The sequence below is a fragment of the Paenibacillus sp. FSL P4-0127 genome (assembly GCF_038007325.1).
Classification (GTDB): Bacteria; Bacillota; Bacilli; order Paenibacillales; family Paenibacillaceae; genus Fontibacillus; species Fontibacillus macerans.
The window spans coordinates 5,346,430-5,358,150 of record NZ_JBBOWY010000001.1 but is presented as its reverse complement, the minus strand read 5'-3'; the positions used below and the strand labels follow the sequence as shown (position 1 = coordinate 5,358,150).

The following is an 11,721-nucleotide window of genomic DNA, read 5'->3' as shown; positions in this document are numbered from 1 at the left end:
TTTTCCATGTTCATGCGTCTATAAGAGTATCATAGTCGTTTGGAGTGATCTTATTTGAATTTTAAAATTTTGGTCATTAGCGCCGCCTGCTTGTTGTTGAGCGCAGCTTACGGGAACGTTGCGGATCCCGGGCAAGCTTCCGGGGCAAAGGACAGCCCGGCATCGCCGCAAATATCGAATACGGCCAGCGCTTCGGCAACCTTTGCAGATGCCGCTGAAGGCGGGGAACTGCCGCTATTGTGGCAAAAATATGAAGGCTCCGGGAAAGTCCAAGTGCTGGAAGAAGGGTTGCAGCAGGCGGATCGCATCGTGAAAGAAACAGCTTTGAGCGGGGGAGACGCTTCCCGGGGAAACAAGATCGTCATTTATACCCGCAAGAACGATACCGATTCTCTTTATGCAGCCTTAGTCCGAGATCATCTCGTGTACGATTTGGGAACGGTAGCCGGATATCATTACGATCAGGACGACGCTGTGACTGTCGAGAGCATTATGTTATTCGGTAAAAAAGTCGTCAAAATCCAGGGCGCCGTCGGCGCGGCCGCTTCCATGACCCGTTACATTGAGTTGCAAGACGGGGAGCCGGTGCAGCTTATGGTGATCGATGAAGGTTATGCCGCGGAAACGGATGTGGACCACGACGGCTTGCCTGAGGTGATCGTGAGCTCGGGGACGGTCCCGCATACGTCGATTTACCGGTGGAAAGACGGGCATATCGAGCGGAGCAACCTTAACGAAGCGTTGCGCGCGGAAGCTGTTTCCATCACCGAGGAGGGGGCGGTTTTGGCCGCGTTCGGCAAGGATCAGTCCCACGTCAAGCTGTATTGGATGAAAAAGGGCGGACTGCAAGAATTTGGCCAGTACGCAAGCGACGAATACTACTCCGACCGTTTCGTTACCATCCCATATACAAGCGAAGAAGTAAAACACATCCGGGAACAAGCCGAAGCCGCCCGCGTTTTTGATCCTTACGTACCGCGAAAAGGCGTTGCTACGGACTACGGAATGACAGCGGAGCAAGAGAAAGCTGGGGTGGTGAAGCTGACATACCCGCATTTTGCCGTCCGGCAGTCGAGCATGGATTTGCGGCAGCAGGAGGAAGGAAACGGGACTTGGTATATCACGCGCGGATCGACGCATATTTCCATCAGCACGGCCAAGTCGGTCAGCAAGGAGCAATTGCTGTTTGCCGCCGCGTCGCTTGTTCCGCTTGACGAATTGAAGCCGACCGGCGGAGAATACGAATAAATTTGTCAAGAAAGGGTGATGGCTATGGCACGCGTTTTATTTATCAATGGAGGCTCCGAGGGACATATCAATCCAACTCTCGGTGTGGTGCAGGAACTTGTCCATCGCGGCGAAGAGGTGGTGTATTTCGTTGCCGAGCAATTTCGCGATCGCGTGGAGCGGACGGGCGCAAAAGCGATCACCTTCGACGTCGGGAAATTTCTGGAGGCGTTCCTTGCGGGCGGAAGAACGCCTTGGGCGCGGGTAGGCGGACTATTGCGCACCGCCGATATCGTCATTCCCAGCGTCCTGGAGCAAACCAAGGGAGAGCGCTTTGATTACATCATCCATGACTCGATGTTCGGCTGCGGGCGTTTGCTTGCGCAAATCCTCGGTTTGCCGGCGATCAACTCATGCTCGAGTTTTGCCATGGAGCAAAGCGGCTTTGACCGTCTGCAGGAGGGCTTGTCGCGCCATTTTCCGGCAGACGTGAATGAACGGGCCATTAAGGAGTTCCAGCAGCTGGTCAGCGAGGTGCAAGCGAAATACCATGTGCAAGCGGGCTCCGCTTACGAAGTTTTTTGCAATCCAGCGCCCATGACCATTGTTTACACTTCGAGACCCTTCCAACCCGATGGAGCAAGTTTCGATGAGACGTACAAGTTTGTCGGGCCGTCTGTCGTGCCGCGCTCCAACGATTCATTTGATTTCTCCCGAGTGGACACGGAACGCCTGATTTACATATCGCTCGGCACGGTTTTCAACCAGGCGTTGGATTTTTACAAGCTTTGTTTTGCGGCGTTCGCCGAAACAAAGTACACCGTGATTTTATCCGTTGGCAGCCGAACCCGGATGGAGGAATTGGGAGATATTCCGGCGAATTTTATCGTGGCGGGCTACGTACCGCAGCTGGAAGTGCTGCAGCGCGCTAAATTGTTTATCACCCACGGCGGGATGAACAGCACCAGTGAAGGCCTGTATTATGGCGTGCCGCTGATCGTACTGCCCCAAAGCGCCGACCAGCCTGTAATAGCCCGGCGTGTCGCTGAACTGGGCGCAGGCGTCCAGTTAAATCAAGCAGACTTAACTGCGGGAGAACTCAGAGAGGCGGCGGAGAAGGTGCTGGGCGATCCGTCGATCCGCAAGGCATGCGTTGAACTCGGCGATTCGTTCCGGGCCGCGGGCGGCTATCAGCAGGCTGTCGAAGAGATTTTTGCGTATAAACGAAGTTTGGGCATAACTGAATAATTTGAACGGCAAAATAAAGTGCAAAACGGGAGGATGCCGGCCGGCGGGCCGTGTCATTCTCCCGTTTTTTACGAGTTCATTCAAGCGCGGCGATTTATCCTCGATCCCCTTGGAACGCTTTTTGCAGCTCCGCAAGGTCGAACTTTTTCATTTTCAAGAACGCCTGCGTGACGCGGTCAATTTGCTCGGGCGTGCCCTTGGTCATCATTTCGTCCAGCAGAGCGGGGGAGATTTGCCACGAAACGCCGTATTTGTCTTTGAGCCAGCCGCACTGCTCGGCTTCGGGGACGGCGGAAAGTTTTTCCCAGTAGTAGTCTATGTCCTCCTGCGTCTCGCAATTAACCAACAGGGAAACCGCTTCGTTGAAGTTGAAATGGTGTTCATGCGCGCTGTCCATGGCCGTAAACCAGGTATTTTCCAGCATAAAGTCGGTGAACATCACCGCTTCCTCCCGGTCCGGCTCATGGCCGGGGCCATACCGAAACAGGTTTCCTGATTTGGCATTGCGGAAGACCGAAAGATAGAACTCGCGCGCTTGTTCCGCTTTACCGTAATTTTCGCCCACGAACATCATGGAGGGGATGATCGCCGGCCGCGGCTCCCCGTCCGGATTCGTCAGCATAAGCTGCCACGAAACGCCATACTTGTCCTGAATCCAGCCGTACCGTTCGCTGAACGGGTACTTATCCAGCGGCATAAGCGCGGTGCCGTCTTTGGACAGCTTGCTCCACGCCTCGTCGAGCATCTCCCTTGCGTTCTCCTCCCGGGACGGGTCGAAATTTACGATAAACGAGATGGAAGGGTTGATCTTAAAGTACGGCCCCGCAGAGATCGCCATAAACGGATGTCCCCAGACGGTAAACGTAACGAGATCGGAATCGCCCGAGGGCGTATCGCGCAAGGTCACTGCGCTCGTGACTTTAGAATCCGGGAAGACGGTACAATAGAACTCCGCGGCTTCCTTGGCCGCTTTGTCGAACCACAGGTGCGGGATGATGGAACGGGTCAGCGAACCGTTTTTGGCGTCATTCATCACATTTTCCTCCTAAATTGTAAGGTGGACAATCGTTTTTATTGTACCCGAAAAATTGAATTTACGTTTCTTATCGATTGCTACCCTGTCGGCGGCATATAGAAAAAGATGAAAACCGGGGGATATCCGTGTAAAATTATCTATATGTGCGAACAGGTTATGGATTGGAAACATGCTCATTAAAGAGGGATACTGATGAAAAAAGCAAACGCTAATTTAATAAAAGAAATCAATTTAAACAATGTGCGCCAGGCGATGAAACGGGTGGAAACGGCAACCAAACCACAGCTGGCTGCGTTGACCAAACTGAGCGTAGTTACGGTGAATTCCCTCGTAAAAGAACTGCATGACCTTGGTGAGATATTTGAGGACGAAACCGTTCCGTCCAACGGGGGAAGACCGGCGCTAACCTATCGATACAATTACGATTTTAGTCTCGCGCTCGTCATTTACATGAAGGAGACCCAAGGGCAGGAGCTTATTTCCGCGGCAGTCGTGAATCTGGAAGATCATATTTTGCAAAAAGAAGAATATGTAATGCCTGTTTTTGACCGGCAACAGTTCTATGACATGATTGAACGCTTCCTCACGTTGTATCCCTCCATTAAAGTAATTGGCATCGGCATTCCCGGACAGGCCGTCAATGGCGAGATTACGGTGAGCGCTCATCAGGCGCTGATGGGTGTGCGCATGATTGAAGATATTGAAACGCAATTTGGATTGCCCGTTATGGTGGAGAATGATGTTAATGCCGCTATCAGCGGGTATTGTGCGAACCGGGATCCGGATGACGAGCAATGTGTACTGGGTATTTATTTTCCCGCGAAATACCCGCCAGGTATGGGCATTTATCTTGATGGAAAAGTATTCAAAGGAAAAAACGGCATGGCCGGAGAGATCAAGTTCCTTCCTATGGATGTGGACTGGTATCATGAGATGGACAAGGAAACGTTTGTGGGCTCGGTATGCCAAGTCATTCAAAGCGTAAATGCCGTGCTTGCTCCGGACAAAATCGTGATATACCAGGACATGGTGGGAGCGGATATCTGGAACTCCGCGTGGGAAGCTTATCGGACTCAGCATCCCATGCCGTCATATCCTGAAGTGATTCTGCAGGAGACCTTTCAACAGGATTTTGAGACGGGCATGCGCTGGCTGACGCTCAAAGAATTGGAGCCGGCCTTAAGCCATTTTAATTGACTTGGAACCCCTTGATCGAATCTTGGGGTTTTCTTTTTGCCGTTCAACTCCATGTATTGACAAAAGAGAGCTGCTGATGCATATTAAATAAATGAACTTTATAAAGTGATTTAAGTAAGGTGCTTTCATTAGGAAGCAGATGAAACTGGGATCATATACCTTCACTATGAAAGGGGAACTGCTATGGCAACTTGGTTCTTAATCATTATATATCTGGCGTTTATTAGCCTGGGGCTTCCCGATTCTTTGCTGGGATCGGCCTGGCCCGTGATATGGCCCGACATCGGTGCTTCCTTCGGCTCTGCCGGGATCTTGTCCATGGTTGTGGCGGGAGGGACCATCGTATCCAGTCTGGCTAGCGGGAGCCTAATTCAGCGCTTGGGGACGGGCAAGGTTACCCTGATTAGCTGCTGTCTGACTGCCGGTGCGCTGCTTGGATTCTCTGTGGCTCCCTCGATGATCTGGCTTGTTCTTCTGGCCATTCCTCTTGGCCTTGGCGCAGGTGCCGTTGATGCGGCCCTGAATCACTATGTGGCTGAAAATTACAACGCCTATCATATGAACTGGTTGCACTGTTTCTGGGGTGTGGGGGCAACCATGGGGCCGATTATTATGTCCGCCTATATTGCCGGCCATCACTCCTGGAGAGGGGGGTATGCAGCAATTTCGATGGTACAGTTCGGACTCGTCATTATCTTGTTTGTTACGCTCCCCCTATGGAAACGCGTCGCCGCCCGCCGCGAGCTTGAACATTCGCAAAACGAAGTACAACAGACCCAAGTTGAATCCGTGATCGTGCAGCCGAACGGAAGTTCCAAAGCCAATGTCCTCCGCATCAAAGGCGTCAAATATTCCCTTATCGCTTTTTTATTCTATTGCGGGGTTGAAACCACGGTAGGGTTATGGGGAGCCACCTACCTGGTCGGTGCGGGAAATATTGCGGCGGAGACGGCTGCCGGCTGGATCTCTTTATACTACGGGGGAATTACCGTCGGAAGGCTGGTTACCGGTTTTATTACGATGAAAGTCCATAATCGTGTGTTAATCCGGTGCGGTCAGATTGTCGCCATTGCCGGCGGGATCATCCTTTTGCTTCCGCTGTCCGTTCCGCTTTCCCTCATTGGATTCATTCTGATTGGACTCGGCCTTGCTCCCGTCTATCCAGGGCTTCTTCATGAAACGCCGGCCCGGTTTGGAAGGGAAAATTCAGCGAGGCTGATGGGGTATCAGATGGCGGCCGCATATACGGGAACCACATTTCTTCCCCCGCTTTTTGGAATCATCGCCACACAGACGGACATAACCTTGTTCCCGTTTGTTGTGCTTGCTTTTCTTATCTTCATGATGTTGAGCGCGGAGAAAATAAACCGCATTTTAAGCAAACAAGAGAAAGCGAGGATTTAGGATGCTTTCATACATTATCTTATGTGCCGTCATATGGACTGGAACCTACACGTGTCTATCGATGCCGAAACAGCCCGTGGAGGTGAAACCGGTTCGTTCCATTGAGGATTTATTTGAATAGAATTAAACCTTGACATGTAACGCGTTCCAACATTTATGCTTTTAATGTATCAGCCAAGTTATCACGTGATTGGTGCAGATACTTTATAAAACTACATTATAAAGGGGTTGTATTAACTTTTATAAAAGGGGGTAGAGTGCGCCATGTCAATCATCGTTCAAGCCGTTTTAGGTATATGCATACTGATTGGCGTCTATTTTGCGGTTAGAGGTGCGGTTGAATCTCCCCGGACACATATTTACGCCCGACGTTTACATGAGAAGTTCACACGCAATGTTCATGGAAATGGGGATGAGGACGAAGATAAGAACGTGCACTAGAAGGAGGACTGACATGATTAAACTCGTCGTGACCGATCTGGACGGTACTTTTTTAAATAATGAGGGATCGTTTGATATCGATTTGTTTAACCGGGTATATGCCGAAATGCAGAAAAAAGGTATGGCTTTCGCTGCCTGTACCGGGAAGCAATGCGAGAGAGTGGAGAAGTTGTTTGGAGAGCATGGCAAAGGCATCTGGATTCTGGGAGATAGCGCAACAAGAATCAAAAAGGATGGGGAGGTTGTCAAGGAGTTTACGATTGATTATGATCTGGCCCGGAAATCCATTGAAGAGATTCAAAATTTTGACCCGAAGATGACGATTATTGCCTGTACCAGCGAAGCGGCTTATGTTGATGCCACGATAAAAGACGAATTGTTCAGCGTGGTTAAAGGCTCTTATGAAAAAGTGGTTAAACTTGACTCGTTTAGGCAAATTGACGGTCATTTTATTAAAATTACCGTTTACGATCCCGAAGGCCGCAGTTCAGCGTTAAGAAAACATGTGGAAAATATGCTGCTGGGGCAAATCTACATCGTTGATTCTGAACCTAGATGGCTGGACATTACCGCGCTCCACACCCATAAGGGGGAAACGGTCAAAAAACTCCAGGATATGCTCGGAGTGACGTTCGAGGAAACGATGTCCTTTGGGGACGGTGAAAATGACGTGGAACTGATGCGCATTGCAAAGTACAGCTTTGCGGTCGGCAATGCTTGCGAGAATACCAAAAAAGCGGCCAGTTTTATCACAAAGTCCAATGAAGAGAATGGTGTGTTGTTGACTATACAGAAGCTGATGGATCTAACGAAAGTATAATTTAATACGCCCGGACGAAAAGGCAAAAATGGATGAAATGATCCGAAGTACTCTTGGAAAAGCAGGCGCAAATGTACACATTGAACCGCCTTTTCACTGTGATTATGGAAAAAATATCAAGGTGGGCAACAACGTTGTGATCGGGGCAGGCAGTGTGGTGACGAAAAATATTCCGGATAATGTGATTGCCGTAGGAAGCCCATGCAAAGTGGTCCGGGAAATCACGGAAGAGGATCGAAAATATTATTTTAAAGATAGAGAATTTGATGTAGAGGACTATCTTCCAAATGGATAGACCGCAAAATTCGGCATAACCCACTTCATGAAAAACGATAGTCTGAGACAGTTACGATTACAATTATTTTCATGGAAATTTTGGGGGAACCTCATGGACAAGATCACAAACCTTTTGAAAAAGCATTACGATCTAGAAGTTACCAATAAATTACCGCAACAGGGCGGTTGGGCGGCGCTTGCTTTTAAAGTATACAGCCGCGAGAGCTCCTTCTCCTAAAGGTTTATGAAAAAAGCCGGGCATCGACCCCAAAATGGACCGCTCTCATTGATCATTATGTGCCGATTACGATTTGGCTTATGGAACATAGCCGCTTGAAAGGCAGGCTCCCCGTTCCCGTGCCAACCCAAACCGGCGCCTGTGGAAGCCGATTTGATGTTTTTGATTGATGAGCCAAATTATGAAGATTTTGTTGACGTCTATCGCAAAGTTCATAACGATTTATTTACGGAGGATTTTACGGCTGCAAGGAAGGTTGGATGATGCGCGATGGCCCTGATCATGTCGGTGGCGGATCTGTATTTCAATACCGATCCCGAGGAAGATAAGCGGTTGCTGGAAGAGTTGAAGGAACAATACCCGGAGGAAGGTGAATCCATGATGAAACTGATGCCCGCGTGGAGTCGTTTGGAATACGAGGAAGGTTTGAAAGAAGGTATGGAGGAAGGTATAGAGAAAGGGATAGAACAAGGCATGGAAAAGGGCATCGAGAAAACTGCCCTCAATATGCTCCGTGAGGGGATGGAGATATCGCTGGTAGCCAAAGTTACGGGGCTGTCCGAAGAGCAAGTGGTGAAGCTGAAGAAAACAAGCTTTATAAAATGAACTAAATACAAGAGAATTTGCGAACAAAACTGAATCCGGACACGGGATTTCTTTCGCTGCTTTCGAATCCTGCCAGACGGGCTTTGGAGCACAAGGGGATCACCACTTTTAAAAGCTTTCCGCCTTTATCGAAAACTAATGTACTATTACAACAGCAGTAATTGAGAGCGACTCTCAGTTACTGCTGTTTATTTTTGCGATTTTCTCAATAGCGATTGAATTTTGGCAAATTATAACGTAATATATGATAATGATTCTCATTATCATATATTTTTTGCTAGCGCAATGGCTGAGGAGGTGAATTTTTGAACAGCGTAGACGTCCAAAAACAAAAGCTAGGCAGCATCTACTATGTTTTCATATTTTTCTTATTATGCTTGATTCTCATATCCGCCGTTTTTTCCGTATCCATCGGTCAGGTTCATATTCCGTTCCGTCAAGCCATGGAGATCATGGTACATACATTGACAAACGGCCAATGGGGGTCATTGGATCAAGTCGAAAGCGAATCTTACTTGAATATCATTTTGCAGGTTCGAATGCCCCGCGTCATTTTTGCCTTGCTCATCGGCATGGGGCTTTCTTTGTGCGGAGCCGTGATGCAGGCCGTGGTGCAAAATCCGCTCGCCGATCCTTATATTCTCGGCATTTCGTCGGGGGCGTCGCTAGGGGCGACATTCGCTATTCTGGTCGGGTTTGGCAGCGGCGCCCTGTTGTCCCAGTTCGGCGTTGCTTTTGGAGCCTTTGTCGGCGCTATGATCACTTCGGTCGCGGTGCTTGTTTTGTCCAGCATCGGCGGCAAAGCGACCTCAGTGAAGCTCGTTTTGTCGGGGGTTGTCATCGGCGCGTTGTGCAGCTCCTTTTCAAGTTTGATCATCTATTTTGCCAACAATGCCGAAGGCATTAAGACGGTCACTTTTTGGTCCATGGGGAGCTTGGCCTCGTCCAGTTGGGAAAAAGCGCCGATCATGGCGGTTGTCGTTTTGCTGGGATGCGCCCTGTTTCTGTTTCAACACCGGGTGCTCAATACGATGCTGGTTGGCGACGAATCCGCCATTACCCTCGGCATCAATTTAAGCGCCTACCGTAAATTTTATATGATCGCCGCCGCTCTTATCACGGGAACCATGGTTGCTTATGCTGGAATGATCGGTTTCGTGGGGCTGATTGTCCCGCATATTTCCAGGGGCCTGTTCGGCGCGGACCACAAGCGGTTGATGCCGGGAACGCTTCTGCTCGGGGGGCTGTTTTTGATATGGTCGGACATCTTATCCGGAACGCTCATACACAATGTCGAATTACCCATCGGGATCATTACTTCGGTGATCGGTTCGCCGTTATTCATCTACATGATCGTAAAAAAAGGCTACAATTTCGGAGGGTGACAAAATGGAATTGACCGCGAAAGGAATGGAAGTCCGCATCGGCAAAAAGGAAATCGTCAAAAATGTTTCGATTCTGGTGAAGAACCAGCAATTCGTCGGCCTGATCGGGCCTAACGGCTGCGGAAAATCGACGCTGTTAAAAAGCATATACAAAAGCTTAGTGCCCCAAAAAGGCACCGTTTTTTTGGATGACATGGACGTGCTGAAGACCTCCGAAAAAAAAGTTTCCCAGCGCCTCGGCGTGGTCGGCCAATTTAATGAAATGAATTTTGATTTAACCGTTCAGCAAATGGTGATGCTGGGCCGAACGCCGCATAAAAAATTGCTGGAGTCGGATAAGCGGGAAGATTATGCGATCGTGGAGGAAGCGTTGGCGCGAACGAATCTGATCGATTATAAAGACCGCAGTTATTTATCGCTGTCCGGCGGGGAAAAACAGCGGGTGATTTTGGCGCGAACCATCGCGCAGCAGCCTAAATTTATGATTTTGGACGAACCGACGAACCATTTGGACATCCGCTATCAGCTGGAAATTTTGTCCTGTGTGAAAGGTTTAAACATCGGCGTACTGGCGGCTCTTCACGATTTGGAGATGGCCGCGCATTATTGCGATTATCTGTATGCGATCAAAAACGGCGAGGTGTATGCGCACGGCACGCCGGATCAGGTACTGACGCCGGAAACCATCGAGTCGCTCTATCAAGTCAAATGCCAGACTTATATTAATCCCGTTACGAACGGGCTGGGGTTCGCTTTTGGAATATAAAGGGGGAGAATGATCAGTGAAAAAGCATGTGCTAACAGGCATCGCTTTAGCCGTGATGCTGACATTAAGCGCTTGCGGAGGGACGGCGGCGACAAGCGGCCCGGACGAAACGCAAACCGAAGCGCAAAGCCGCTATCCTGTAACGATTCAAAACTTTACGAAGGCGGAGGGCGGAACGACTTGGGAAAAGAAAGAGCAAGTGTTCGATAAAGCGCCGGAACGTATTATGGCCAATACCCGACCGGCGGCGGAGTTGCTGCTCCATTTGGGGTTGGCCGACAAAATCGCCGGGGTAGGGGCAAATTTCGGAGCCCCGGATAAAGCGGTGGAAGCGGAATACGGCAAATTGAATATTTTAAGCGACGAATACGTCGGCAAAGAGGTGACGTTGGGAACGAACCCCGACCTGGTATTCGGCCGCGGCGGTTTGTTCGATAATGCCGACTGGGGAGTGGGAACCGTAGACGCGCTTAACGACATGGGCATTAAAACGTACGTCCTGGAATCTTCGGTCGCCGGGGGAACGTATGACTCGATCTATAAAGATCTGGAGAATTTAGGCGAGATCTTTAGCGTGCAGGATCAAGCCAAGAGCTTTATTCAGGAGTTAAAGGACAGACAAGCAACCATCGCCTCGAAACTATCAAGCATTACGGAGGAAAAAACGTTCGCTTACTTGCATATAAGCGATCCCAAAGAAGTGAACGTCTACGCGGCCCAAGATGAAACGTTCTTCAACGACGCTTTCAAAATGGTTAAATTGGACAATATTTTTAAGAATGAAACCGGGGAGGTTAGCGTAGAATCGCTGATTGAGGCTGACCCGGACGTGCTAATCATTCCGGATTGGGCCACAACCGGCGGCGTTAGCGCCGACAAGCTCAAAGAAGCGCTTTACGCCAATCCCAAATTATCCAGCATGAAAGCGATCAAAAACCAGCAAATTTACGCGGTGGATTATAACTATATGTTCGGATACAGCTACAATACGATCGATGGGATGGAATGGTTGGCCAAGGAGATGTACCCGGACTTGTTTAAATAGCAAACAGCCGACCGCATCGTGGTTGTGACCGA

General features: G+C 49.5%; 12 protein-coding genes. 11 read left to right on the top strand and 1 reads right to left on the bottom strand.

Annotated elements, in window-relative coordinates; genetic code table 11:
* The first annotated feature begins 54 nt into the window (after nt 1-54).
* Nucleotides 55-1,248 (top strand): hypothetical protein, encoded by a 1,194-nt coding sequence (locus NYE74_RS23905; RefSeq protein ID WP_213510019.1) that lies wholly within the window; start codon nt 55-57, stop codon nt 1,246-1,248.
* Between the two features lie 24 nt (nt 1,249-1,272).
* Nucleotides 1,273-2,475 (top strand): macrolide family glycosyltransferase, encoded by a 1,203-nt coding sequence (locus tag NYE74_RS23900; RefSeq protein WP_124331536.1) that lies wholly within the window; start codon nt 1,273-1,275, stop codon nt 2,473-2,475.
* A 94-nt stretch (nt 2,476-2,569) separates the two neighbouring features.
* Here the strand turns inward: NYE74_RS23900 and NYE74_RS23895 are convergent, their stop codons facing one another.
* Nucleotides 2,570-3,508 (bottom strand): VOC family protein, encoded by a 939-nt coding sequence (locus NYE74_RS23895; RefSeq protein ID WP_278739237.1) that lies wholly within the window; start codon nt 3,506-3,508, stop codon nt 2,570-2,572.
* 195 nt (nt 3,509-3,703) lie between these two features.
* Here NYE74_RS23895 and NYE74_RS23890 point away from each other — a divergent pair, with 195 nt between their 5' ends.
* The 9 genes from NYE74_RS23890 to NYE74_RS23850 all read left to right on the top strand — a co-directional run bounded on the left by NYE74_RS23890 (nt 3,704) and on the right by NYE74_RS23850 (nt 11,689).
* A complete protein-coding gene (locus NYE74_RS23890; protein ID WP_036624055.1) occupies nt 3,704-4,708 on the top strand; it encodes an ROK family protein in 1,005 nt (334 codons plus the stop codon).
* 183 nt (nt 4,709-4,891) lie between these two features.
* The gene (locus tag NYE74_RS23885; RefSeq protein WP_240751561.1) at nt 4,892-6,112 is read left to right on the top strand and encodes an MFS transporter; all 1,221 of its coding nucleotides are present in this window, start codon (nt 4,892-4,894) and stop codon (nt 6,110-6,112) included.
* Nucleotides 6,113-6,566: 454 nt separating this feature from the next.
* Entirely contained in the window at nt 6,567-7,373 is an 807-nt protein-coding gene (locus NYE74_RS23880; protein ID WP_036624053.1) for an HAD-IIB family hydrolase, read from the top strand.
* A 28-nt stretch (nt 7,374-7,401) separates the two neighbouring features.
* On the top strand, nt 7,402-7,668 hold the full coding sequence (locus NYE74_RS23875) for a hypothetical protein (protein WP_124331533.1): 267 nt from the start codon (nt 7,402-7,404) through the stop codon (nt 7,666-7,668).
* Between the two features lie 93 nt (nt 7,669-7,761).
* Nucleotides 7,762-7,887 carry a hypothetical protein gene (locus NYE74_RS23870; RefSeq protein WP_265416180.1) on the top strand — a complete coding sequence of 42 codons (126 nt, stop codon included), beginning with the start codon at nt 7,762-7,764 and terminating at the stop codon, nt 7,885-7,887.
* A 270-nt stretch (nt 7,888-8,157) separates the two neighbouring features.
* Complete coding sequence (locus NYE74_RS23865) at nt 8,158-8,493, top strand: hypothetical protein (protein ID WP_124331532.1); 336 nt, start codon at nt 8,158-8,160, stop codon at nt 8,491-8,493.
* Nucleotides 8,494-8,798: 305 nt separating this feature from the next.
* Complete coding sequence (locus tag NYE74_RS23860; RefSeq protein ID WP_316560485.1) at nt 8,799-9,878, top strand: FecCD family ABC transporter permease; 1,080 nt, start codon at nt 8,799-8,801, stop codon at nt 9,876-9,878.
* 4 nt (nt 9,879-9,882) lie between these two features.
* Nucleotides 9,883-10,644, top strand: coding sequence for an ABC transporter ATP-binding protein (locus tag NYE74_RS23855; RefSeq protein WP_124331530.1), 762 nt, complete (start codon nt 9,883-9,885; stop codon nt 10,642-10,644).
* Nucleotides 10,645-10,660: 16 nt separating this feature from the next.
* Nucleotides 10,661-11,689 (top strand): ABC transporter substrate-binding protein, encoded by a 1,029-nt coding sequence (locus NYE74_RS23850; RefSeq protein ID WP_036624048.1) that lies wholly within the window; start codon nt 10,661-10,663, stop codon nt 11,687-11,689.
* The last annotated feature ends 32 nt before the right edge of the window (nt 11,690-11,721 follow it).

Coding starts and splice junctions, on each gene's coding strand:
- NYE74_RS23900 (WP_124331536.1), top strand. CDS start 1,273: ATGGCACGCGTTTTATTTATCAATGGAGGCTCCGAGGGACATATCAAT.
- NYE74_RS23895 (WP_278739237.1), bottom strand. CDS start 3,508: ATGAATGACGCCAAAAACGGTTCGCTGACCCGTTCCATCATCCCGCAC.
- NYE74_RS23890 (WP_036624055.1), top strand. CDS start 3,704: ATGAAAAAAGCAAACGCTAATTTAATAAAAGAAATCAATTTAAACAAT.
- NYE74_RS23885 (WP_240751561.1), top strand. CDS start 4,892: ATGGCAACTTGGTTCTTAATCATTATATATCTGGCGTTTATTAGCCTG.
- NYE74_RS23880 (WP_036624053.1), top strand. CDS start 6,567: ATGATTAAACTCGTCGTGACCGATCTGGACGGTACTTTTTTAAATAAT.
- NYE74_RS23875 (WP_124331533.1), top strand. CDS start 7,402: ATGGATGAAATGATCCGAAGTACTCTTGGAAAAGCAGGCGCAAATGTA.
- NYE74_RS23870 (WP_265416180.1), top strand. CDS start 7,762: ATGGACAAGATCACAAACCTTTTGAAAAAGCATTACGATCTAGAAGTT.
- NYE74_RS23865 (WP_124331532.1), top strand. CDS start 8,158: ATGGCCCTGATCATGTCGGTGGCGGATCTGTATTTCAATACCGATCCC.
- NYE74_RS23855 (WP_124331530.1), top strand. CDS start 9,883: ATGGAATTGACCGCGAAAGGAATGGAAGTCCGCATCGGCAAAAAGGAA.